Annotated in this window: 18 protein-coding genes, 1 tRNA gene and 2 pseudogenes; 11 read left to right on the top strand and 10 right to left on the bottom strand. The window is 67.6% G+C overall.

What is annotated here, in order from left to right:
- A pseudogene (locus ACIRD7_RS42615) lies at nucleotides 1-682 on the top strand (IS30 family transposase); the annotation flags it as partial.
- A 53-nt stretch (nucleotides 683-735) separates the two neighbouring features.
- Here the strand turns inward: ACIRD7_RS42615 and ACIRD7_RS42610 are convergent.
- Nucleotides 736-1473, bottom strand: coding sequence for a hypothetical protein (locus ACIRD7_RS42610; RefSeq protein ID WP_403461455.1), 738 nt, complete (start codon nucleotides 1471-1473; stop codon nucleotides 736-738).
- A 238-nt stretch (nucleotides 1474-1711) separates the two neighbouring features.
- Between ACIRD7_RS42610 and ACIRD7_RS42605 the strand changes: the two genes are divergently transcribed.
- Both ACIRD7_RS42605 and ACIRD7_RS42600 read left to right on the top strand, forming a co-directional pair.
- The gene (locus tag ACIRD7_RS42605; RefSeq protein WP_403461454.1) at nucleotides 1712-2017 is read left to right on the top strand and encodes a trypco2 family protein; all 306 of its coding nucleotides are present in this window, start codon (nucleotides 1712-1714) and stop codon (nucleotides 2015-2017) included.
- 7 nt (nucleotides 2018-2024) lie between these two features.
- Nucleotides 2025-5645, top strand: coding sequence for a trypsin-like peptidase domain-containing protein (locus ACIRD7_RS42600; RefSeq protein ID WP_403461453.1), 3621 nt, complete (start codon nucleotides 2025-2027; stop codon nucleotides 5643-5645).
- A 912-nt stretch (nucleotides 5646-6557) separates the two neighbouring features.
- Here the strand turns inward: ACIRD7_RS42600 and ACIRD7_RS42595 are convergent.
- The 4 genes from ACIRD7_RS42595 to dcd form a co-directional block, all read right to left on the bottom strand.
- Complete coding sequence (locus ACIRD7_RS42595) at nucleotides 6558-6782, bottom strand: hypothetical protein (RefSeq protein ID WP_403461452.1); 225 nt, start codon at nucleotides 6780-6782, stop codon at nucleotides 6558-6560.
- A gap of 755 nt (nucleotides 6783-7537) precedes the next feature.
- A complete protein-coding gene (locus ACIRD7_RS42590; RefSeq protein WP_403461451.1) occupies nucleotides 7538-7963 on the bottom strand; it encodes a hypothetical protein in 426 nt (141 codons plus the stop codon).
- 276 nt (nucleotides 7964-8239) lie between these two features.
- Nucleotides 8240-8755 carry a phosphoribosyltransferase gene (locus tag ACIRD7_RS42585; RefSeq protein ID WP_403461450.1) on the bottom strand — a complete coding sequence of 172 codons (516 nt, stop codon included), beginning with the start codon at nucleotides 8753-8755 and terminating at the stop codon, nucleotides 8240-8242.
- Complete coding sequence (gene dcd / locus ACIRD7_RS42580; protein ID WP_301998720.1) at nucleotides 8752-9327, bottom strand: dCTP deaminase; 576 nt, start codon at nucleotides 9325-9327, stop codon at nucleotides 8752-8754. Before dcd ends, ACIRD7_RS42585 begins: the two co-directional genes overlap by 4 nt.
- A 569-nt stretch (nucleotides 9328-9896) precedes the next feature.
- On the opposite strand from dcd, the gene ACIRD7_RS42575 reads away from it, so the two are divergent.
- Nucleotides 9897-9970 (top strand) — tRNA-Gly (locus ACIRD7_RS42575).
- Between the two features lie 91 nt (nucleotides 9971-10061).
- On the opposite strand, the gene ACIRD7_RS42570 is transcribed toward ACIRD7_RS42575, so the two are convergent.
- Entirely contained in the window at nucleotides 10062-12410 is a 2349-nt protein-coding gene (locus ACIRD7_RS42570; protein ID WP_403461456.1) for a non-reducing end alpha-L-arabinofuranosidase family hydrolase, read from the bottom strand.
- A 634-nt stretch (nucleotides 12411-13044) separates the two neighbouring features.
- Between ACIRD7_RS42570 and ACIRD7_RS42565 the strand changes: the two genes are divergently transcribed.
- The gene (locus ACIRD7_RS42565) at nucleotides 13045-14754 is read left to right on the top strand and encodes an RICIN domain-containing protein (protein ID WP_403461449.1); all 1710 of its coding nucleotides are present in this window, start codon (nucleotides 13045-13047) and stop codon (nucleotides 14752-14754) included.
- A gap of 225 nt (nucleotides 14755-14979) precedes the next feature.
- Here ACIRD7_RS42565 and ACIRD7_RS42560 read toward each other — a convergent pair.
- The 3 genes and pseudogenes from ACIRD7_RS42560 to ACIRD7_RS42550 all read right to left on the bottom strand — a co-directional run.
- Nucleotides 14980-15410: pseudogene (locus ACIRD7_RS42560) on the bottom strand (non-reducing end alpha-L-arabinofuranosidase family hydrolase); the annotation flags it as partial.
- Between the two features lie 100 nt (nucleotides 15411-15510).
- Nucleotides 15511-16296 (bottom strand): hypothetical protein, encoded by a 786-nt coding sequence (locus ACIRD7_RS42555; protein ID WP_403461448.1) that lies wholly within the window; start codon nucleotides 16294-16296, stop codon nucleotides 15511-15513.
- A complete protein-coding gene (locus ACIRD7_RS42550; protein ID WP_403461446.1) occupies nucleotides 16293-16823 on the bottom strand; it encodes a SigE family RNA polymerase sigma factor in 531 nt (176 codons plus the stop codon). The genes ACIRD7_RS42555 and ACIRD7_RS42550 overlap by 4 nt, the downstream gene beginning before the upstream one ends.
- Before the next feature lie 729 nt (nucleotides 16824-17552).
- Here ACIRD7_RS42550 and ACIRD7_RS42545 point away from each other — a divergent pair.
- Entirely contained in the window at nucleotides 17553-17756 is a 204-nt protein-coding gene (locus tag ACIRD7_RS42545; RefSeq protein WP_030173817.1) for a cold-shock protein, read from the top strand.
- Nucleotides 17757-17998: 242 nt separating this feature from the next.
- Nucleotides 17999-19492, top strand: a complete 1494-nt coding sequence (locus ACIRD7_RS42540; protein WP_403461445.1) for a DEAD/DEAH box helicase — start codon at nucleotides 17999-18001, stop codon at nucleotides 19490-19492.
- A 26-nt stretch (nucleotides 19493-19518) separates the two neighbouring features.
- On the opposite strand, the gene ACIRD7_RS42535 is transcribed toward ACIRD7_RS42540, so the two are convergent.
- The gene (locus ACIRD7_RS42535; RefSeq protein WP_403461444.1) at nucleotides 19519-19746 is read right to left on the bottom strand and encodes a hypothetical protein; all 228 of its coding nucleotides are present in this window, start codon (nucleotides 19744-19746) and stop codon (nucleotides 19519-19521) included.
- Nucleotides 19747-19862: 116 nt separating this feature from the next.
- On the opposite strand from ACIRD7_RS42535, the gene ACIRD7_RS42530 reads away from it, so the two are divergent.
- The 4 genes from ACIRD7_RS42530 (at nucleotide 19863) to ACIRD7_RS42515 (ending at nucleotide 22358) form a co-directional block, all read left to right on the top strand.
- Nucleotides 19863-20174: an SCO5918 family protein gene (locus tag ACIRD7_RS42530; RefSeq protein ID WP_403461443.1), complete on the top strand. Its 312-nt coding sequence runs from the start codon at nucleotides 19863-19865 to the stop codon at nucleotides 20172-20174.
- 745 nt (nucleotides 20175-20919) lie between these two features.
- On the top strand, nucleotides 20920-21270 hold the full coding sequence (locus tag ACIRD7_RS42525; RefSeq protein ID WP_403461442.1) for a helix-turn-helix domain-containing protein: 351 nt from the start codon (nucleotides 20920-20922) through the stop codon (nucleotides 21268-21270).
- 453 nt (nucleotides 21271-21723) lie between these two features.
- Complete coding sequence (locus tag ACIRD7_RS42520) at nucleotides 21724-21939, top strand: type II toxin-antitoxin system VapB family antitoxin (RefSeq protein WP_215447885.1); 216 nt, start codon at nucleotides 21724-21726, stop codon at nucleotides 21937-21939.
- Nucleotides 21936-22358 (top strand): PIN domain nuclease, encoded by a 423-nt coding sequence (locus ACIRD7_RS42515; protein ID WP_403461441.1) that lies wholly within the window; start codon nucleotides 21936-21938, stop codon nucleotides 22356-22358. The genes ACIRD7_RS42520 and ACIRD7_RS42515 overlap by 4 nt, the downstream gene beginning before the upstream one ends.
- The last annotated feature ends 360 nt before the right edge of the window (nucleotides 22359-22718 follow it).

Genomic DNA, 22718 nt, shown 5'->3' with positions numbered 1-22718 from the left:
CCTCACCAAGAGGTGGAGCCCGGAACAGATCTGCCACGCTCTGCGCAGACGCTTTCCCGACCGGCCGGAGATGCACGTGGTCCACGAGACGATCTACCAGGCCCTCTACGTCCAAGGCCGCGGCGAGTTGAAGCGGGAGCTGACCCGGGCTCTGCGGACCGGACGTGCCATGCGCCGGCCGCACCGCAGTTCAGCGCGCCGCAGGCAGCGGTTTCCCGCCCCGATGGTCATGATCAGTGAACGGCCTCCCGAAGCCGACGACCGCGCCGTTCCCGGCCACTGGGAAGGCGACTTGATCATCGGCAGCAACGCCCGTTCCGCCATCGCCACCCTGGTCGAACGCAGCACGCGCTACTTGATGCTCGTCCACCTGCCGCATGGGCACGGGGCCGCTGCTGTCCGCAACGCGCTCACCGAGACCGTCCAGACCCTTCCGCCCCACCTCAAGCGGTCCCTGACCTGGGACCAGGGCGCCGAGATGGCCGCCCACGGCTCCTTCACCGTCGCCACCGACATCCCGGTCTACTTCTGCGAGCCCGGCAAGCCATGGCAGCGCGGCTCCAACGAGAACACGAACGGCCTGCTGCGACAGTACTTCCCCAAGGGGACCGATCTGTCGCGTCACACCCGCGAGGACCTGGATGCAGTCGCGGCCGAACTCAACAGCCGCCCACGCAAGACGGGCCGGGCCTTTCACGCGAACGGCACGCCAGGGTCAGCGCCACACAGGCTCGATCAGGCTGGGGTCGAACTTGCGCCTCCCCGCCCGGCCGGATGGATCAGCACGGCCGACAGGCTGTGCAAGATCAACGCCTGCTGACGCTCAATGGGCAGAGACCGGAAGTCCTCCCCGATGTCGGCGCTCAGGGACTCGGCCTGATGCCGTTCCTTGTTGAATCGGCCGCGCTCCAGCTTCAGCTCATCGCGACGCCGCTCAAGATCCGGCAGGAGCAGAAGCAGGGTCGAAACGGTGATCTTCTGAGCCTTCGCAGCCTGCGTAAGCTCGGCTAGGTCGGCCTCGACGGCGGCCAGCTCAGCTGCCTTCGGCCACTGCTCGGCCGGAGCAACCGCACTGACGGCAGCTCTCTCCCGCTGCTCGGCGAGGACAAGACTGATGATGACTTCGTCGACGGCCTCACCGACGCGTCCGACCTTGCCGCACCCTCCATTGACCACGGAGCACTGGTAGGTGAACTTGGCGGCTTTGGAGCCCGACTGCCACTTCCGATTGGCCTGCCCCCGGATCTTCGTATGGCACAGTCCGCACCGCGCGATGCCGGACAACAGGTACTTGCGGGCAAGCAGCCGACCGGGATCCTTCTGCTTGCGCTCGGCGACGACAGCGCATACCGCTTCCCACTCTTCAACGCTGTTGATCGTCTCCCATTCACCGATGACCGGCTGACCTGCGTCGTCGAGGAGGATCTCGCCCCGGTAGGTGCGGTACCCGCACAGCCGCGGATTGGTCAGCATGTGCTCAAGGTGGTGATGAGCCAGCGTAGGTCGGCGGAGCGGGTTTGGCCGGTGGCCTGCCCGGTCTGGGGTCGAGCATGATCAGGGGGCCGTACGCTGGTTGGCAACTCGGGCAGGCTTTGGGCCTGACCGCCTAGCCGGACACAGCAAGCCGATCGGACCGGATCGCACAAGCGGGGGACACAACACCGGCTTTTCTGCAACACTTTGCCATTCGCTCGTTCATCTCGGGGGACACATGGACATCGAACTCGCCGACCTGCTCGCATCCCTGCGGTCGGAGATCAACCGCGCGCGGCTCGAAGCGGACAGCCAGGACGTCAAGTTCCGTATCGACTCCATTGATCTTGAACTCCAGGTCGCCGTGGAGAAGTCCGCCGAGGCCAACGCGGGGGTGCGGTTCTGGGTTGTATCGCTTGGCAGCAAGGGCAGTGCGAAGTCGGCGCAGACCCACACGGTCAAGATCAGCCTGACAGCCGAGACGGACACGGGCGAGCTGGTCCGGACCAGTGACGACGTTTCGGATCTGTTGGCGACGAACTGACCGCCGAATGAGTCCTGTCGACACGGCCCGGGTGGCCGAGGTCCTGGTCAGACGCAGCGACAAGGCCGAGTACGGGTCCGGTTACCGCATCGCGTCCCGGCTCGTCCTCACGGCGGACCACATCTTCGGTGACGAGGTGGAGGATGTCGTCTGCACCGTCCTCCTCGGGGGACGTGACGACCAGTACCCCGCTACGCAAGTGTGGCGGAGCCCGACGCAGGATCTTGCGCTGCTGCACCTCGACGAGTCCGTGCCGGACAGGGTTCCGGCCGCCGTCTTCGGGCGTCTGCCGGAGGGCGCGGGCAGCGTCCCTTTCGCCTCGGTCGGGTTCCCTGCCTTCGCTCTGCGGCCCGAGTCGAAGGGCAGGGAGGGGTTGCGACGACGCGAAAGCAAACAGGTCACCGGATTCGTGCAGCTCGGCTCGAACATGAAGTCGGGGCTGTTGGATCTCACGTTCACCACCACCCCGCCCCGCGAACCGGCGCGAGGCATGCCGGACCCCTGGCTCGGTATGTCCGGCGCCGCCTTGTTCGCCGAGGACAGCGGGACGCTGATCGGAGTGCAAGCGCAGCGCCTGCCCGCGGCGGGCACTAACAGCGCAGAGGCCGAGCCGATCGCCACAGCGCTGGCCGACCCGGAGTTCTGCGCCGTGCTCGCTCGCAACGGCGTACCGTCCTGGACGGTACCGGTCAATCTGCCGCAGGACGACGAACAGGGGCCGCTGCGCCCGGTCATCTCGCAGCAGGAACTCATCGACGGCTTCCCGGACTTCAAGAAGAACCTCACGCCGGACCGGCTGGCCTTCGTCTCGCCGGGCAGCGACCATCCGGCCGAGCCCGAGAATCTGTTCGTGCGGTTAGTCAACGCGCGGGACACGGGCGTGCTCCTGGTGGGCGCGGCTGGCACCGGCAAGACTCGGACCTGCCTGGAAGTGGGCCGGCTCGCCCTGGAGGCGTGCTGGCGGGTCCTGCACGTGGTGCCCGGCGAGGAGGAGTCGGTGACCGTGCGAATCGCTCAGGAAGTGTTCGCGGAGCCGGCCCCCGTCCTGGTGGTCGTCGACTACCTGAACGAGGCACAGCTCGATCTGACGGCCCTGCGGCACCAGCTGCTGCCCGAGGCCCGCCGCCGCCATGTTCACGTGGCGCTGCTCGCCTCCGTGCGTCCGGGGTGGTTGAAGCTAAAGAAGTCCAACAGTCCATTGGTCCATGAGCTGTTCGAGGAGGTGGAACTGCGGCAGGACGACGAGTTCCAGCAGCTGGTGGCGAGCAATGCGCTGACGACCCTGGCGCCAACGGCCATCCGCCGCCTGGGCATGGACCGCATGCTGGCGGTCTGCGGGCGCCGCCCGATTGTGGCCCTGCTGGTCGCTCGGGAGATGGAGCGCCGGATCGAGGCGAGACTATCCCCGCCCGAGACGGCAGGCCTGCGTGAGGGCGGCGAGCTGCCGGTCTGGCTGGTCAGCCGACTCCGCGAGGACGAGCTGACCGTGCCCGGACGTACGAGCACCTACTCACCTGCCCGCGCCTCCTACGTCCTGGTGGCCTCCGCGGCGGCCGCCGCGGCCTGCCCCCAGCCCCGCATCCCCGTCATGGCCGCTGCCCAGACGGCCCTCACCGAGGCCATGGCAACCGGGGAGGCCGTGGCCGACGTACCGGACGCCGAGGCCGTGGTGACGACCCTCGTGTCGCTGGGCTGGCTGGAGTCCGACAGCGAGGGCGTGCTCTCCGTCGCCCACGACATCGTGGCCGACCAGTTGATGGAGTCCGTTCTCCTGCCTGAGCGGGACGCCGCCCCGGATGCGGCTGGCTCGTACGCCATGCTCGCCGGCTGCCTGACCAGCCCCCGCACCGTCGGGCGCTTCGCGGTCAACGTCACCCGCCTTGTCAACGACATGGCGCTAGTCGACCGCGCGAGCCCCGTGACCGCCGTACTCAACGACTGGTTCATCGACCATGCCGACACCATCGGCCGCATCATGCGGTATGACTCCAACGTCGGCAGCTACGCCCTCGGCGCCGTCTGCTCGGGATCACCCTGGTCCGCCGCCGCGGTCCGCTGTTGGGAACAGATCGTCGGCCCCTGGCTCGCCGACTTCGGCACCGATGTCAACGCCCGCCACCTCCTCTACCGCGGACTGCGGTATCTACCGGACGACAGTGCCCAGCGCCTCGTCCGCACTGCACTGGCGTGGCTGAGGTTCCACGGGCAGACGGACGAGGCGAAGTTCGTGCTCCGGCCGCTGCTGTCCCGGGACATTCTCAGTGCGGGTGACGCGCGCCAAGCCATCACTACCGCGCTTGCCTGGCTCGACACGGACAAACACAAAGCACACCTCGACGCCCAGTTCGTCCTCGATCCGCTGCTCGACCGCACCGACCTCACCCACGACAACGCGCGCCAAGCCATCACCACCACCCTTGCCTGGCTCGACACGGACAACCACAAAGCACACCTCGACGCCCAGTTCGTCCTCAACACCCTGCTCGACCGCACCGACCTCACCCATGACGACGCGCGCCAAGCCATCACCACCGCGCTTGCCTGGCTCGACACCGACGACCACATCACCAAGGCCGAAGCCGGCTACGTCCTCGATCCGCTCCTTGAGCACACCGACCTCACGCCACGCCAGGTACGGCAGGCCATCGCGGCCACGTTCGCCTGGTTCAATACCGACGATCGCGGCACCCACCTCGACGCCCAGTTCGTCCTGAACTCACTCCTCTCGCGCGACGACCTCACTCACGACGAAACGCGCCAAGCCATCACCACGGCCCTCGCCTGGCTCGACACCGACAGCCACGCCACGGCCCTGGAGGCGCAGTTCGTCCTCAATCCGCTGCTCGACCGCACCGAACTCACCCCCGGTGAAGCTGGGAAAGCCATGGCTGCCGCCCTCACCTGGCTCGACACCGACCATCACGCCGCCATCGCGGGAGCCGAGTTCGTGCTAGAAGCGCTGCTCAGGCGGCTCCCGAGCGAAGAAATGCCCGCTCAAGTGACCGGGTTCATCGAGACGTGGCTCGACGCGCGGATGCCGACGCCAGACTTCTTGTTCATGAGCAAGTGGGTGCTGCGCAAGAAGCGCATGAGTCCCAAGATCCTCAGGGCGCTGCTCGCCTGGGTCCATGCCAACCCCGATCACGAGGATGTCGTCCCGCGTATGGCCGCAGCCGCCCCGCTGGTGGGCCCCCACCTCAGGTCCTGGGAGAGCACCTGCGACTGGTTCCGCGCCGTCGAGCTCTGTCTCGATCACGCCGAACTGCGCGGGGCGGCGAGCAATCTCAACGGCGTCCTCGACGTCCTCATGTGCCAGCTCGCGATCGGATTCCGCACTGGGGTGGGGGCCGCCTGGACGGACGACTGCATCCAGCGCTGGATCGCCCTGCCGTTCTCCATGAACGCCGCCGTGTTCCGCCCACTGGTCGCCATCATCGCACGCTGCCATGCCATGGTGCTCAGCGGTCGACTCACTGGGACGGAGGCGAGGGAATTGGCCGAGCGCCTACGCCGGTGGGCTTCCGGATGGCCCCCCGACGAACGCAAGGCCGAGGCTCTTCACTTCATCGACACCCACATGCTGTCGAATCCCGACCACCGCCCACAGGCAGCCGACATCACTCCCTGAACCGCGCCCCGGGTCGTCCGCCGACCGTGCACCACTGACTCCCGCACCACAACCGCAATCGAGCGGGGAATCACGGTGAAAAAAGCAGTTGATAGGCCCCACCCCTTTTCCGGGGCCGGCCGACGCCGCAGTTGTCAGCCTGCGGCGCCCCTGCGCGCCGCAGGTCTTCGCGCCAGGATCACTGCATGACCCACTGGGGGGATCTTGCGAGCCAGGCAGCTAGCGCGCTGATAGGGACGTTGGCCGGCGGGGCCATCACCGTGCACGTGGCACGTTGGCAAACGGCAAGGACCATCGACGCTCAAGCTCAGCTTGCTGCCTCGCAAGAGGCAGCCAATGCAGCGCTAGCGCGCAATCATTGGGCTCAACAGCGCTCCGCCGAAGCTGCCCAACGGCTCTTGGAACGATTCGCGGCTCTGTACGCATGGCTGCCCTCCCTGCCGGACCTGGCCTTGTCAGATTCGGGACGTACGCGGCTACCTGCGCTACGTCCAATTCAGCCTGGAAGCCGTGATCGACGCCAAGCCCCTACCGGCTGACTGCGAGCCACCTACGCTTGATCGGAGCGACAGCGCCGCTTGGCTACCCCCAGTGGTGCCCTGGTATTGGCAAGACCCAGCCGATGGCAGCTGAGCTTGGCATCGCAGACATGTTCACGAGCAGCTGAACAGCAGCCGTAAAGGCTGCTGCCGGTCACTAGGGCCGCCAGCCTGGTAGCGGGCCGTCTCAGTTTCCGTCTTATTCAGCCCCGTTCACGACCGTTCAGGCGCGACCCGAAGCCGTCCCCACACCAGTGGCCAACCGCCCATGACCGCAGGTGAACGTCCCCGAACGACACCCACCACCCCACCAACGCAGTTGGAAAGCGTGTTGTTCATGGCACTATCGCGACTGGCCCCGCCCAGCTGTGGTTCAGCTGCTCGTCTCCGGACCCCAGCGCTCCGGCCCGACTCCGCGCCAGTCGACCCACGGCAAGTCCACGACGTCCACCGGGTCGATCTCCAGTCCGGCCCGGCGGAGGAACTCGGCGACGTCCACGGCGTTGTGGGCCAGACCGAGGATCTCGCCGTCCACTCGCACGCGCCGGCCACCCGTGGGCGATGGCGGATGCACGATCACGCGAATCGGTCCGGCCATGCCCTCAGGATCGTCGGGGACGTATGGCCCCGCATTCTGGCCCGTCATTCGAGGGCTCCCAGTTCGGTGTCGGACGGCAGAACCAGCACGGTGCGTTGTTGGGGTCGGTGACGGCGACATGCAGCTGCTCACCTCACGTGGGATCCGACCGGCCCAGACCACGTAGCTCCCACCAGGCCGCAGGACTGGGGCGACGTTGCTGCCAGTAGGGATCGAAGAACACCCGCGCCGACAGCCGGTACAAGCGCCGGCGCAGTTCGGTTCGGCCGGGCCGCTCGGCGAGCTGCCGGTAGGTGGCGCCCCCATTCCTGCTGTGCCTGGACCAGGTCGGCGGGAAACGATCGCATGGCTAATTCAAGCACGTGTTCGATTTATGGGTCCATCGAAGGTGGTGCTGGCGCCTGGGCGACTTGCTGTGGCACGCCTAGGCGTGGGGAGGGCAGCCCGGGAAGCGATCACATCCAGGAGCAGAATCCACAGCGAAGCTCGGGCCGTCCCTGGGCCGTCCGAGGCCGCTCAACAGTGCCCGACGACGACCAATGAGGACTTCTCGGACGTACGAGAGCAGCGCCCCGACCAGCAAAAACCCAGCTCCCCAAGATCCCTGACCACACTCAGGGCAAGAAGAAGTAGGGTTTGTGATCACGGCTCCCACCTGCGCAGAGGATTTGGCGGGAGGCGTTTCGCGCCCTGGAACCCCTTTGGAACCTAAGGAACTGTGCCCGAGCCCGCCACGGCTATGGCTGGACAGCAGTTCAGTATCGTCGGACCAAACGCTCAAACTTTGCGGCGTAGTCGGCATCCCGTTCGCGACGACTTTCGATGTACGGCCAAGCCTTGGCGCAGGTCCTGGGCAAGTTCGGGAAGATGTTCTTGACGTCTCCCAGGTCGACCAGTCCTCGTTCTACGAGGAAGCCGACCAGCTCAAGTTGCTGCAGCAGATCGCTAAGAGCACTGCGATCTTCGGCGTTCAGTTGGCTCAGATCGCCAAGCTCGCCATCCCGGAGGCGCCTGCGGATCTTGTTCAGGGAGGGCGACTGGCATTCCTTGTGTACTGCAAGCAAGGTCGTCATTGCGCGTGAGTCTTTGGCCTCCCCCACCTGTCGTGCCGCGAAGACGAGCGCAACGACCACGCTCACTGTGCTTAAGGCTGAACTCACCGCACCGATTGCATCCCACATGCCTGTGCACGCTCCGGTGTAAGAGAGAAGGTGACCGTCCTTTCGCGACGTACCCTCCCAGGCGTGCGCGCAGGCGCTTGTCACGATCGTTCCGGCCTGTCCATGCCTATCCCCCGCTGGCAGCGATGTGGCGAGCCGCGTCCACTCGCAGTGAAATGACCCTTGAGCGAGCGGGGTAGCTGCCGCACTCCGAAGAGCACGTACGCGGAAGCCCTCGGCGCTCAGCCGAGGGCTTCTCCTGTTGCCGGTACCGCAGCAGCCCGCAATACCCGCAGGTCAGAGAGCTTCCAAGTTCTCCTTGGGCGCCTCGCCCGACTTATGTACTGGAGGCAAGACGCTCCACGGGAAGTTGATCCACTCATCGGTGCGCTTCCACACGTACTCGCACTTCACGAGCGAGTGGGACTTCTCATAGATCACGGCGGACCGCACCTCGGCGACGTGCTCGACGCAGAAGTCGTGGACGAGCTTGAGCGTCTTGCCGGTGTCGGCGACGTCGTCGGCGATCAGCACCTTCTTGTCGGTGAAGTCGATCGCGTTGGGGACGGGGGCGAGCATGACGGGCATCTCCAGCGTCGTCCCCACACCCGTATAGAACTCGACGTTGACCAGATGAAGGTTCTTGCAGTCGAGCGCGTAGGCGAGCCCGCCGGCGACGAAGACCCCGCCCCGGGCGATGCTGAGCACGATGTCCGGCTCGTACCCGTCGTCGGCGATGGTCTGGGCCAGCTCACGGACGGCGCCGCCGAACCGCTCGTACGTCAGGTTCTCGCGTGCCTGGCTGTCGCTCATACCTGGGTCCGATGGAAGTTCTGGAAGGACCGGGAGGCGGTGGGCCCGCGCTGCCCCTGGTACCGGGATCCGTAGCGCTCACTGCCGTACGGGAACTCGGCGGGCGAGCTGAGCCGGAACATGCACAGCTGGCCGATCTTCATGCCGGGCCAGAGCTTGATGGGGAGCGTGGCGAGGTTGGACAGCTCCAGGGTGACGTGCCCGCTGAACCCCGGGTCGATGAACCCGGCGGTGGAGTGGGTGACGAGCCCGAGCCGCCCGAGCGAGGACTTCCCCTCGAGCCGGGAGGCGAGATCGTCGGGCAGCGTGATGACCTCGTACGTCGAGGCCAGCACGAACTCCCCGGGATGCAGGATGAACGGCTCGTCCCCCTCCGGCTCCACGAGCCGCGTGAGATCCGCCTGCTCGATGGAGGGGTCGATGTGCGGGTACCGGTGGTTCTCGAACACCCGGAAGTACCGGTCCAGCCGTACGTCGATGCTGGACGGCTGCACCATGGTCTGGTCGTAGGGATCGATCCGTACCCGCCCGGCGTCGATCTCGGCCCGGATGTCCTTGTCTGAGAGAAGCACGCCCCGAGGATACGCAAGGCGCGTGGAACGACCACAATCGTGCCGCCCACGCGCCCAGTGTGTGTTCCTGCAGGTGCTGCCGGTGCTACCGCTACCGACCCCGCTTCCTCATCTCCTGCTTCCCGCTAATGCTTCTCCAACTGCACCGGCACCACACTGCGGAGCCGCGCACAGCGGGGACATCGGACGAGCCGGCCGGGGCCGAGGCGCTCGGCCTGCTGCATCGGGAACGAAGCGGTGCTGAACACGTGCCCATCGGCACAACGGACGACGGTGCGCTCCATCAAGTCCTAGAGTCCCTTCCCCAAGAGCCGCGTCTGGCTGCTGCCTGCCTGACGACGAGAGGCCACATTACGGGATCAAAGGGACGGCCCTCCAGGCGGCACTCCGACCCCGCACGGACCCTCTCCCAGGCCCCCACCGTACGCCCCAACTCCGTTCCCCCGCAGCCTCATCGGCCCCCTGAAAAGCACTCAGGCCCCACGGCGTCAGCGCCGGAGGCCAGTGATGAGGTACAGTGACGAGGCAATCGGACACCCGCTCCGGATCATGCCGGAGGGGCGTCTTACGCGGGTGTAGTTTAATGGTAGAACATCAGCTTCCCAAGCTGAGAGCGCGAGTTCGATTCTCGTCACCCGCTCCATGTGAAACCCCCAGGTCAGAGACCCGGGGGTTCTTTGTTGTCTAGACCGGTGCAGGGTGCGCAGCACAACCGCACCCTTTGATCGGGCGGGTCAGCGCTGCAGGGTGAGGACACCCGGGCGCCAGGGGAGCTGGTCGTAGGGGCCGGTGGCGGTGGGGGACTTGCCCTGGTAGAGGAACTGGATGTTGCAGGGGTCGATGGTCATGGTCTGGTCGGGGTTGCTGCGGACCAGGTCGCCGTGGCTGATGTCGTTGGTCCAGTTGGCGCCGCTGTTGGCCTTGCCGGCGAAGGGGTTGTTCTCGCTGGCGGCCTGCGGGGTCCAGGAGCCGCCCAGGCTGGTGGCGGTGAAGGAGCGGAAGTAGCGTCCGTTCGCGCCCATCGCCTCGACGATCATGAGGTACTGGTTCTGGTCCTTGACCTTGTAGACCTGCGGGGCCTCGAAGAGGTTGGCGGTCGTGTCGGTCATGACGGTGGTGTAGGAGGAGCCGAAGCTGCTCGGGAAGTTCCCGATCGGCATGCTGGCGCGGTAGATGTTGCCGTTGTCGCCGGCGAAGAACAGGTACATGTTCTGGTCGTCGGCGATCAGGGTCTGGTCGATCGGGCCGGTGCTGGACAGGGGGATGCTGCCGGTGAACAGCGGCTGCGGCGCGGACCAGCCGTCGGGGTTGGTCGGGTCGGTCGAGGTGCGGTAGACGAACGGCCACTGACCCCACTGGTACGCGAGCACCCAGATCTTCTTGGGCGCGAAGTAGAACAGCGTGGGCGCCGCAGCGGCCTGGCTCATGCCCTTCTGCCCGGCGGACGTCATGTCGGACCAGTTGGTGAACGGGCTGAACCTCATCGAGCCGTACGACGACCCCGACACGTTGGACGCGTAGACCAGGTGCTTGCCGTTGTACGTCACGTTGGTGAAGTCCTTCAGCGAGGCCCAGCCGTTCGCCGGCTGCGCCAGTGCGCCGCTGGAGGACCACCGGTACGTCGAGGGAAGGGTGCACGTGCCGCTCGGGGCGGGCGTGGTCGCGGCCGGCGTCGGTGTCGGTGTGGACGACCCGGTCGGCCGGAGGGTCCAGTGCTGGTTGGCGCCGCCCCAGGAGTCCCAGATCTGGACGGGGGTGCCGTTGGCGGTCTGGTTGCCGGGTGTCTCCAGGGCCTTGCCGGTGGCGACGTTGGTGAGGGTGTAGGAGCCGTCGCCGTTGCGGGCGGCCTTCCAGTGCTGGTTGGCGCCGCCGTTGTCGTCCCAGACCAGCATCTTCGTGCCGTTGGCGGACTGGCCGGCCGGATCGTCCAGGACCCGGCCGCTGGCGATGTTGGTGAAGGTGAAGGAGCCGTCACCGTTCTTGCCGGCCCGCCACTGCTGGTTGGCGGCGCCGCTGGCGTCCCAGACCTGGAGCTGGGTGCCGTTGCCGTTCTGTCCGGCGGGCTGGTCGAGGACGCGTCCGGCGGCGCCCATCGCGGAGAGCGTGTAGACGGTGCCGGAGTTGAGGGTGCTGTCCGTCGTGCTGCCGCCGGTGCCGCCGAAGGTGGTGAGGACGGCGTTGTAGGCGGGCTTCTTGTTGCCGCTGCTGTCGAACAGCAGCGGGTTCTCGCCCGCGCGCCAGGAGTCGCTGTCGCGGATGCCCCACAGGGTGATGCCGGTGCAGCGGGCGACGTTGATGCAGGCCTGGACGGCGCTGGTGTAGGCGGTGGGGGATGCCTGGGCGATGTCGAGCTCGGTGAGCTGGACGTCGACGCCGAGGGCGGCGAAGCTGGACAGCGTGGTCTGGAAGCTGGCCGGGGGGCCGCCGGTACCGAAGTGGCTCTGGAAGCCGACGCAGTCGATGGGGACGCCGCGGGCCTTGAAGTCCTTGACCATCCTGTAGACGCCCTGGGTCTTGGCGTCCGTCCAGTTCTCGATGTTGTAGTCGTTGTAGCAGAGCTTGGCCGAGGAGTCGGCGCTGCGGGCGGTGCGGAAGGCCTCCTCGATGAAGCCGTTGCCCAGACGGTCGTGGAAGACCGAGCTGCGCTGCTGGCCGCTGCCGCCGTCTTCGAAGGCCTCGTTGACCACGTCCCAGGCGTAGATCTTGCCCTTGTAGTGGTTCATCACGGTGGTGATGTGGTTGTTCATCACGCTGCGCAGGGTGGTGGCGTCGTTGATCGACGAGACCCAGTTGGGCAGCTGGGAGTGCCAGACCAGGGTGTGGCCGCGCAGCTTCTGGCCGTGCGCGGCGGCGTGGCTGACGATCGCGTCGGCCGGGCCGAAGTTGAACGAGCCGCGGGACGGCTCGGTGCTGTCCCACTTCATCTCGTTCTCCGGGGTGATCGAATTGAACTCCCGGTCGAGGATGCCCGAGTAGGTCGAGTCGCCGAGCCTGCCCGAGGCCACTGCCGTGCCGAAGTAGCGCCCGCCGGCGGCGGCCGCGTCGGCGGCCACGGTCGGGGCGCTGGTCGTGTCGGTGGCCATGGCGACCAGCGGGACGGCGGCAGCCGCCGCTGCGAGGGCCGCGGAGATGGCGATCACGCGGCGGGACGCCGGACGGCGGCGATGCGAGCTGTTCTGATCTGGCAAGAGCTTGCCCCTTAGCACAGTGGGCCTTCGTCTCGGCCTCGGTTGTCTGAAAGTCGCCGCCGTGCGGGCAAAGGTTGCCGCGATCGGGAGGGATGTTTTTCGAGCCGGAGATTGGCGCCGCCCTGGCCCCACTCGGAGCGGCCTTGCCGGGTCGGGATCGCGCTGCTGTCCCCCACCTTCCCCGACCAGCCATCAGGCGTTCGCCCCCGCCGGCGTCAGGCTTGCCGTGCTCCGCAGCGAACGGGACGCGGTCAAGGCGAAAAAATCCGTGGATCTTCGCGGCAACCTTTTCGGCCTCTCGGACCACTGAGCGTTGTCCGGCCAAGTGGTCCGGTCAGATGCAACGGCTGAAAGCGAGAGCACAGGCATGTCCCTGGAACGAGAGCACAGACATGTCCCAGGCCCACCCACGTCACCGGTGGCGTCCCGCGTCGGCGGCCACCGTGCCGACGGCGGCGCGCGCCGCGATCGCCCGAATCATCGTGGCCGTCGGTTGCTCGCGCGTCGGGGTCTCTGGGCGGGTCTCGCCATGGTGGTCCTGGCCGGCTCGGCTGTCGTGGTCAGCCAGGCTTCGGCGGATCAGAGAACCCTGGATCTGAAGAAGTGGTACGTGCTGGTCAACCGCAACAGCGGCAAGGTGCTGGACGACCGCGGCTCCGCCAAGAACGACGGCGCGGCGGTGGTGCAGTGGAGCCGTCACGGCGGGGCCAACCAGCAGTGGCGGTTCATCGACTCGGGTGACGGGTACTACCGGCTGCAGAACCGGACCTCCGGCAAGGTGCTGGACGACCTCGGCTGGTCGAAGACCGCCGGCTCCGCCCTCGTGCAGTGGAAAGACCTGAACGGCACCAACCAGCAGTTCAAACTGGCCAAGTCGTCGGACGGCCACGTGCGTTTGGTCAATCGCTTCAGTGGCATGGCTGTGGGTGTCAAGAACGCCACCAAGGCCAACGGGGGCGACATCGTCCAGAACCGCGACCGGGGCGGCGCCAACCAGCAGTGGAAGCTCGTCGCGGCCGGTAGCGTCGCCGGCGGCACCGGGAATCCGGGGAACTCCGGCAGCACGCCCACGCCCGGCGGCAGCACTCCGGCGAGCCAGGCTCCGAGCGGCAACGCTCCGGCGTCGCCGCCGGCGTCGCAGGCCCCCGCCAACGGCGGCTCGACGACCCGTTTCATGGGCAGCGACAAGGTGTTCATCGGCGGTTCGATGACTGACGCCTCGGCGAACTCCGCGCCGTTCGACGTGCGATACGCCTACATACACAGCCAGCCCGCGCCTTCGTCGGCCGCCTATACGGCATCGCGTTGCAAGGATGAGTGGTCGGCCTGGTGGGGCTGCTGGGGCGGCAGCAGCACGGCGCCCGGAAACCAGGTGACCTGGCAGGACAGCGTGGCGGCCAAGGCGACGTACGAGGGCAAGTCGCGACCGCAGAAGTATCTTTGGACCTGGTACTCGTTGCGCGACCTCGGGGACATGGCAGGCGAGGGTGACGGCCCGGGCGAGGTCAAGGCCATCAACAGGCGTGACCTGCTCACCATGTACCTGAACGACTACCGGTTCTTCCTCCAGAAGATCGGCAAGTCCCACGACATGATCGACCTGGAGCCCGACTTCTGGGGCTTCGCCCGGTCGCTCGGCAATCTGCACCAGGTTCCCTCGCAGGTCTCGGGCGCCAACCCGACGGACTGCGGATCGCAGGAGAACAGCGCCGCCGGACTCGCCCAGTGCCTGATCTCGATGGCGCACAAGTACGCGCCGAACGCCGCCGTGGGGCTGCACCTCTCCTGCTTCGACTGGGAGAGCGACGTCCAGAAGTGCGTCAAGGACTACGCGGACCTCGGGGCGAAGAACGCCGACTTCCTGGTCACCGATGTGTCGGACCGCGACGCGGGCTGGTACGCACAGCCGGCCCACGGCAGCCGTGACACCTTCTGGACCGACCAGAAGGCCGCCGCCTCGCTGAAGTTCTGGAAGACGATGGCCGAGTCCGTGGGCAAGCCGGTGGTCCTGTGGCAGATCCCCGTGGGCAACATGGCGGGGAACAACACGCCCGGCCACTTCAAGGACGACAAGGTGGACTGGCTCTTCTCGCACATGGACCAGGTGGCTGACGCCCACATCGCCGGCCTGCTGTTCGGTGCGGGGTGGACGGAGCAGACGACACCCGAGACCGACGGCGGAAACCTGATCCGCAAGACGATCGCGTATCACAACTCGGGTCGTACAGCGCTCAAGTAGGCGAAGCTGACGAATGCGCCCCCATCTCTTCGATGGGGGCGCATTCCGTCGTCTTCGTCGGGCTGTCAGCCCGACAAGCCTCGCCGAGCCTCCGTCTGGTGCCCGAACGATTGGAACCCCAGCCGGCGCACGGCTGGGTTCCTCGAGGCGGTGAGTAGCGGTCAGCGGGTGGAGGCGCCCACGCCGCCGTAGACCGCTCGTCTACGCGGGTCCTCGACCCCGAAGGCCGTTGTCGCCGTCGAAGAACAGGTACATGTTCTGGTCGTCGGCGATCGGGTTCTGGTTGATTGGGCCGGTGGCGGATTCGGTGCGGGGGATGCTGCCGGCGAACGGCGGCTGCGGCGCGGACCAGCCGCCCGGGTTGGTGGGGTCGCTCGACGTGCGGTGGACGAAGGGCGACGCGCCCCACTGGGACGCCGGCGCCCAGATCTCTTGGGCGCGAAGTAGAACAGCGTGGGCGCCACCGCTTTCTGGCTCATGCCGGTCTGGCCGGCCGAGGCCATGTCCGCCCAGTTCGTGAAGGGCTTGAACATCATCGAGGCGTACGACGATCCCGCCACGCTCGACGCGTACACCAGGTGCTTGCCGTTGTACGTCACGGTGGTGAAGTCCTTCACCGCGTCCCAGCAGTTCGCCGGCTGCGCCGACGCACCCGTCTGGCGCAGCGGGCCTTGATCCGGACCCGGTTACCTGCCAGGTTGCCGCCATGCGCACAAAGGCGGCAAGGGGACTCGTCGCCTTGCCGCACAGCGGCGTTCACCGGTTCGGGACGAACCCTCCCCGGACCGACGCGGAGCCGCCCGAACCCTGCGCGTCGACGCGGTAGCCGTCGCCCGCGGCACCGCGCACGCCGGTGCCGTTGTTGAACTGGGCGGCGAACTCATGGCTCCCGGCCGGCACGGTGCGGCCCGGCTTCAGGAGCCAGCGGTAGACCAGCGTGCCGTCGGCCTCCTGAGCGGTGACGGTGAAGTCAGCACTCGGCAGGGTCTGCCAGGTGCCGGTGTTCTCCACTTCGCCGGTCTGCACGATCCGGATCTCGATCGTGAGCGAGGTGAGCGGCTGGGTCGTCTTGAGGGCGAGGTTGCTCTGCGTCCAGTAGACGGTGCTGCGCGGGTCCACCGAGCCGGCCGACCACAGCGGCCCGTTCTGGCTCTCGCCGGCGGTCGGCGATGGACTGGTGGCCGGCGGAGTCGGGCGCGCGCTGCCCGGGGTGGTGGCCGGAGCCGGCGCGACGGGGGTGGGGCGGGCCGATGTCGGGTCCGGGGAGCTGACGGTCGGGGACGGGGTGGCAGGCGTGGTCACGGTGGGCGACGGCGACGGGGTCGCGACGATGGCGGCGACGGCGAGGCCGCCGGTCGCCAGGATGCCGGCGGCGGCGAGCCCGGCGAGCGCGACCCTGGTCCCGGACCTCGCGAACGGCCGCGCGCGGTGACGGACGGCGGGGCCGGCCATGCCGCGTTGCACCCGGGCCAGCATCCGCGCGTGGTCGGGCCGGTGGGCCTCGGCGGCCTCGCGCAGCTGACGGGCGATCTCCTCGTTCACCGGTTCCTCCTCCCTGCCACCAGGTCCCCGGCCGCTCGTGCGCCCAGTATCTTTACCAGCTCGGCCATTCCCTTCGAGGTCTGGCTCTTCACCGTGCCGACCGAGATGCCCAGCGCCACCGCCGTGTCCTTCTCCGACAGGTCGAAGGCGTGCCGCAGCACCACGCAGGCGCGCTTGCGGAACGGCAGCCGGGCGAGCGCCGCGCGGACGTCCAGCACGGCCGCCATGTCCGGCCCCTCCACCTTCTCGGGGCTGCGGGACCAGAACAGCGTGATCCGGCGTCGCTCGCGCACCGCGCTGCGGATCCGTCCGCGCGCCAGGTTGGCCACCACACCGCGGGCGTAGGCGAGCGGATGCTCGGCCTGCCGCAACCGGTCCCAGCGCTGCCACAGGGCGACCAGGGCATCCGCCGCGAGGTCGTCCGCCGCGTCGGTCTCACCGGTCAGGAGGTGTGCCAGACGGGCGAGTTCGGCATAGTGGCGTTCGAAGAATTCATGGAACTCCGCGGACGCGTCATCGAGGACCATCCCCCGTTCGCCCTCTCCTGGCAATGATGTGCTCGTTAGTTGCGCGTTTAACAACAATGGGGGGCGCAGCCTAACAGTGCCCAGCCCGTGACCAGTCCGCGCCTGCGCCACGGTTGCGGCGCGGCGTGCATCGTTGCCCTCATGCCCGTCCATCCGGTAGTCCGACTCGGCCTTCCGGCTTCCAGTTGCCGCAGAGGACGAGAAGGTTGCCGCCCCGACGCTGTTTTCTCGGCGACCGGTGCACGGCACGAAGGGATGCGTTCCCCAGGACCCGATGCCTCGGCGTCATCGGCGAGCAAACCGACCGAGCCCGGACCGCGCGCGCTGCCATCGGCGTCGTCTCTTCTGGCCGATGTGACCTTCGTCGCGACAGTGAGGTGCCGACGCGTTCGCCGTTGTCCCATCCGTTGACGACGATGGCAGCGGCGCATGGCTCATCGACGGAGGTCATGGCGCTGTGGCCGGAAAGGTTCGGTAGGAACACTGCATCCGTGCGGATCAATATCTGTAGCCGTGAAGCGAGAAATAGGTGCGGCACACGGCGAGTATTCCTGGACCGCCAACCCGAGCGGACTTATTGACCACGCAGAGCCGACCGCGTCATGCTAACGTCGATCTCAGTTGCAGGTGTGGTTGCCAGAAGGTTCATTTTCCGACGGGGTAATCAGCACGGCGACGCGGAATTCGCACAGGGTGAATTCCGGACATCGTCTCCGAAGGAGAAATGAAATGGCTACTGGCACCGTGAAGTGGTTCAACGCGGAAAAGGGCTTCGGCTTCATCGAGCAGGACGGCGGCGGCGCCGACGTCTTCGCCCACTACTCCAACATCGCCGCCCAGGGCTTCCGTGAGCTGCTGGAAGGTCAGAAGGTGTCGTTCGACATCGCGCAGGGCCAGAAGGGCCTGACGGCCGAGAACATCGTTCCCGCCTGACACCGGCAGCAACGCATACTTCGCAGCTGGGGCCCGCACCTTGGGGTGCGGGCCCCAGCTCGCCGCATTTCAGGGCGCGTGACGGGAAGGCCCACCCCATCACCAAAGGGTGACGTATTTCCCGTCGATACGACTCGGCGCCCATCATCTCCGGCTCGTTCTCGCGATTCTCTGCGCCGTTCATTTTGCTGCGGAAATTCCTTGCTACGCGCCTACGTGCTCACATCGAGGAAAGGTTCCGCTTGAACCGCGCACGCACCGCCCGCACGACCCGTACCAACGACCGCGCCCGGGGTTCCGCCGCCAAGCGCTCGGGGGCTCCCCGGCGCTCCAAGGGCAACGATCGCCGGCAGACCGCACCCCAGGGCGAGTTCGCGCTGCCGGTGACGGTCACGCCCGCGCTGCCCGCCGCCGAGTCGTTCGCCGACCTCGCCCTGCCGGCGCCGCTGCTGGCCGCGCTCGGTCACGAGGGCTTGACCGTACCGTTCCCTATCCAGGGGGCGACCCTGCCCAACTCCCTCGCCGGCCGTGACGTGCTGGGCCGCGGCCGCACCGGTTCGGGCAAGACCCTCGCCTTCGGCCTGGCGGTACTGGCTCGTACCGCGGGCCGGCGCGCCGAGCCACGACAGCCGCTGGCCCTGGTCCTCGTACCCACCCGCGAGCTGGCCCAGCAGGTCACCGACGCGCTCACCCCGTACGCCCGCTCCGTGAGGCTGCGGCTGGCCACCGTGGTCGGCGGGATGTCGATCGGCAAACAGGCCGGTGCACTACGCGCCGGCGCGGAGGTCGTCGTCGCGACCCCGGGGCGGCTCAAGGACCTCATCGCCCGGGGCGACTGCCGACTGGACGACATCGCCATCACCGTCCTCGACGAGGCCGACCAGATGGCCGACATGGGTTTCATGCCCCAGGTCACCGCGCTGCTCGACCAGGTGCGCCCCGGAGGGCAGCGGATGCTCTTCTCCGCCACGCTGGACCGCAACGTCGACCTGCTCGTCCGCCGCTACCTGACCGACCCGGTGGTCCACTCCGTCGACCCGTCCGCGGGAGCGGTGACCACGATGGAGCACCACGTGCTCCACGTGCACGAGGCGGACAAGCACCGTACGACCACCGAGATCGCGGCACGAGACGGCCGCGTGATCATGTTCCTGGACACCAAGCACGCCGTGGACCGGCTGACCAAGCACCTGCTGAACAGCGGCGTCCGCGCCGCGGCCCTGCACGGTGGCAAGTCCCAACCGCAGCGCACGCGGACCCTCGCCCAGTTCAAGACCGGACACGTGACGGTACTGGTGGCGACCAACGTCGCGGCCCGCGGCATCCACGTCGCGGGCCTCGACCTCGTCGTCAACGTCGATCCGCCCACCGACCACAAGGACTACCTGCACCGCGGCGGCCGTACCGCCCGCGCCGGAGAGTCCGGCAGCGTCGTCACCCTGGTGACCCCCGGCCAGCGCCGCGGCATGAACCGCCTGATGGCGTCGGCCGGCATCACCCCCCAGATCATCGCCGTACGGTCCGGTGAGGCGGAGCTGACCCGCATCACAGGCGCCCAGGCCCCTTCCGGTGTTCCTGTCGTCATCACCGCGCCGGCCGTGGCACGCCCCCGCCGCGCCGTGTCCTCCGCGCCTCCCTCGTTCCGAGGCCGCCGCGACCGCTCCGCCCAAGGGCGCCCCACCGGACAGGCGAAGCGGCGCAGGGCACAGCGGCCCGCCTTCGACCCGGCGGCCTAGGGGCATCGATCAGAAACTCACCCAACTCAGAGGAGGCCGCTTTGACACCGGTTCAGACGCAGCGACGACAGGCGGTTCTCTCCCCCGTGAGCGCGGTCGACGACATGGCGGCGGACGGGCCTCGGGTCAGTGACGACATGACCGTCGAGGTCGCCCTGTCCGTCATGGCCGGTGCCGGTGTCGAGTACCTCCTCCTGTGCGACGGAGACGACCAGTGCACGGACTCGATCACCCTGGCCGAACTCGCCGTGCACCGCGGCAGTTCCACGTACACGGACCAGATCCGGCTACGGGACGTCCTCGCGGATCGCCTCCCCCGATCAGCCGGTTCTCCTTCTCCCAGCCCGTTCCTCTTCCCTGTGAGGGCATCATGCGCTGTGTCATCGCCCGGTACCCGTTCGACCTGACCAAAAGCGGAGTGCTGGCCTCGATGAAAGGCATCACGCCCGAGCTCATCACGGGTGAGTCCGTGACCATCGGCCGCCGCCGCTACCCCGTCAAGCAGGTCGGCCAGGTCATCACCCGACAGGACCGCCGCGACTTCACCGGCAGCGAAGTCGTACGGGCCATGACCCGCCTCGGCTTCACCTGCCACGCCCACCCCGACGCCACGCCGGTGCGTGTCCCCTCTCCCCTCCAGTCCGCGTCGGCAGTGCTCGGCGCCGCCACCCTGGACGGATGAGGACGGGCGGCAAACCGCCATCAGGATCCCGGTGAGGGCCCTGCCGACATGTGTCGGCAGGGCCCTCACGGCTGTCTCGCCGTCCGTTCTCCGCGGCTGGACCGCCGGGACGCGACACTCGGTGACACCTGACGACCTGACCCGGATTGCGGGGGCATGAGGCGACCCACGAAGCCTGCGCCATCCGTTGCTGCAGGTCGCAAACTACCTGTTCCCCCACAGGGCTTAAATCTGTTCTTGCCAGAGTAGACATTGAGCTCTGGCACGGTTAGCCTTTTTCTCGTAGACATCGGTCGAGCGAAGCCCGGCAGACACGAACTGGCGGGTTGCAGTACATGAAGTTCGCAGGTCAGTGCGGTTCTGGAGTCCCGAAGCCAAGGTGTTCGCAGGACGGTGACGGGACTGAGGACCGCACTGGGCGGCTCGCAGGTCGAAGGGCCGCCAACAGCACCACCGAGCAGTACCGCAAGTACCGGTTCATCAAGTTCGGAGATAAGGACGGAGGAGCAGACGCCATCAGGATCGCCCGGTCCGAGAAGCACTCGCCCCGGGTACCGCAAGACCCCGGATTGGAAGGTGGTCCCCGGTCACGCAGCCGCGATCCCCGCATCCCCCTTCTGCAGGGCTGGTAGCGGAAACAGAAGGTCGGCACAGCATTAGGGCCGACAGATGGTGTTGAATTTCCTTCGGGGCCCTGGTGCCGTACGGCACCAGGGCCCCTCGACGCGTTGCACAACGAGGTGACATGACAGCAGATATCCCCCTCAGTGATCGTCTGGACGACGACGACTACCCCGCATACACGATGGGGCGGGCCGCCGAGATGCTCGGCACCACCCCGGCCTTCCTCCGAGCCATCGGTGAGGCTCGTCTGATCACGCCGCTGCGCTCGGAGGGCGGACACCGCCGGTACTCCCGCTACCAGCTCCGGATCGCGGCGCGCGCCCGCGAGCTCGTCGACAGGGGCACCCCGATCGAGGCCGCTTGCCGCATCGTCATCCTTGAGGACCAGCTCGAGGAAGCTCAGCGCATCAACGCCGAGTACCGCCGGGCCGGGCATGAAGCGCCCGGCGATTCCGTCCCCGGTGCCAGCTGATCACGTGAAAGCGTGCCGGTCGGCTCGAACACCTCCTACGCCCGATCGACCATGAGCGCCCGCACGGGAAGCAGATCGTGCGCCGTGAGCCCACCTCCCGCGGCGGGGACGGCGGGGGCGCGCCTCCACGGTCGTCCACGTCTCGCTCGTCGTGCCCATGGCGTGCCCTTCAGAGGGGACAACCACGGTCACCACGGTCACCAGCGGCGCCAAAAGACCCTCACCTCTGCCGCTGCGTAGCGCATCTACCCAGGTCAGCGGCCAGACGGCCAGCTCTTCTTGAAGCCCCTCCCCCTACGTCTTCCTGGACGCCACCTACTGCAAGGCCCGGGTCAACCACCGGATCGTCTCGCAGGCCGCGGTCAGCGCCGAGCACCGCCGTTCCCCGACCCATCTTGTGCATAGCTTTGGATATAATGAGTGGCACTGTTGATATCCATGGAGGTGCAGCCGATGAGCCGAACCGTGATCGACCTCGATGATCAGCTGGTCGCCGACGTGGCCAAGGCCCTCGGTACCAGCACCAAGAAGGAGACGGTGAACACCGCGCTGCGCGAGGTGCTGGAGAACCGTCGGCGGGCCCTGGCTCTCACCCGCCTGCGGGCCTCGGCGGCCGAGGGCGCCTTCGACCTCGACCTCTTCGAGGACAAGGGGAACTACCGCCGGTGAACGCCGCGCAATTCCTGATCGACACGAGCGCGCTCGCCCGCATGCTGCGCGGCGACGCCGAGCAGTACGGATGGGACCAAGCGGCAGCCGCCGGGCTCATCGCCACCTGCCCCATCACCGAGCTGGAGTTCTTCTACAGCACGCGTTCCACCGCCGACCGCACCCAAGGCATCGAGGACATGCGCCTGCTCTTCGGCTGGGTGCCGGTCGACGACCGGGCCTACGACCGGGCCTGGCGGGTCCAGGAGGTCCTCACCCAGCGCGGACAGCATCGCAGCGCCGGGGCCGTCGACCTGGTGGTGGCCGCCACGGCCGAGTTGCAGGGGCTCACTCTGCTGCACCGCGACCGGGACTTCGAGTGCATCGCCGCCGTCACCGGCCAGGCCCTCCAGTGGTACGGACCCGAAGCCGGCAAGTGAACCAAGGGCGAGCACCGGCCGTTCCGAGGAAGCCGCGGCCATCGGCTCCTTGCAGCGCAAGACGGGCTTCCTCCAAGCTCTGTGCACGCGCGAAGGCGTATCCCGACCGGACGTCCGACCGAGCCCAGCTCAACACCGTGCCCGTCCGAGCAGGCCCTCTGCGCACGTCAGAGCCGTACGGCCCGCCCAAGCGCCGTCGCTTCCCAAGCTGAGAGCGCGAGTTCGATTCTCGTCACCCGCTCCATGATGAAGGCCCAGGTCAGAGGGCGAATTCCAGGGGTTGTTGCAACACCGTGGTGAGTTGATCAAGCCGCGAGCAGTTTAGACAGACGCTCGGCTGGGGTTTCCCAGCCGAGCGTC

This window comes from Streptomyces sp. NPDC093568 (genome assembly GCF_044764945.1).
In the GTDB taxonomy this organism is placed as follows: domain Bacteria; phylum Actinomycetota; class Actinomycetes; order Streptomycetales; family Streptomycetaceae; genus Streptomyces.
This window is presented reverse-complemented; position numbering and strand designations above follow the sequence as displayed.

What these genes read in the sequence shown, in the direction of transcription:
- ACIRD7_RS42520 (WP_215447885.1), top strand. Translation starts at nt 21,724, where the DNA reads ATGAGCCGAACCGTGATCGACCTCGATGATCAGCTGGTCGCCGACGTG.
- ACIRD7_RS42605 (WP_403461454.1), top strand. Translation starts at nt 1,712, where the DNA reads ATGGACATCGAACTCGCCGACCTGCTCGCATCCCTGCGGTCGGAGATC.
- ACIRD7_RS42600 (WP_403461453.1), top strand. Translation starts at nt 2,025, where the DNA reads ATGAGTCCTGTCGACACGGCCCGGGTGGCCGAGGTCCTGGTCAGACGC.
- ACIRD7_RS42565 (WP_403461449.1), top strand. Translation starts at nt 13,045, where the DNA reads ATGGTGGTCCTGGCCGGCTCGGCTGTCGTGGTCAGCCAGGCTTCGGCG.
- ACIRD7_RS42545 (WP_030173817.1), top strand. Translation starts at nt 17,553, where the DNA reads ATGGCTACTGGCACCGTGAAGTGGTTCAACGCGGAAAAGGGCTTCGGC.
- ACIRD7_RS42610 (WP_403461455.1), bottom strand. Translation starts at nt 1,473, where the DNA reads ATGCTGACCAATCCGCGGCTGTGCGGGTACCGCACCTACCGGGGCGAG.
- ACIRD7_RS42570 (WP_403461456.1), bottom strand. Translation starts at nt 12,410, where the DNA reads ATGGCCACCGACACGACCAGCGCCCCGACCGTGGCCGCCGACGCGGCC.
- ACIRD7_RS42525 (WP_403461442.1), top strand. Translation starts at nt 20,920, where the DNA reads ATGACAGCAGATATCCCCCTCAGTGATCGTCTGGACGACGACGACTAC.
- ACIRD7_RS42590 (WP_403461451.1), bottom strand. Translation starts at nt 7,963, where the DNA reads ATGTGGGATGCAATCGGTGCGGTGAGTTCAGCCTTAAGCACAGTGAGC.
- ACIRD7_RS42530 (WP_403461443.1), top strand. Translation starts at nt 19,863, where the DNA reads ATGCGCTGTGTCATCGCCCGGTACCCGTTCGACCTGACCAAAAGCGGA.
- ACIRD7_RS42595 (WP_403461452.1), bottom strand. Translation starts at nt 6,782, where the DNA reads ATGGCCGGACCGATTCGCGTGATCGTGCATCCGCCATCGCCCACGGGT.
- ACIRD7_RS42585 (WP_403461450.1), bottom strand. Translation starts at nt 8,755, where the DNA reads ATGAGCGACAGCCAGGCACGCGAGAACCTGACGTACGAGCGGTTCGGC.
- ACIRD7_RS42550 (WP_403461446.1), bottom strand. Translation starts at nt 16,823, where the DNA reads ATGGTCCTCGATGACGCGTCCGCGGAGTTCCATGAATTCTTCGAACGC.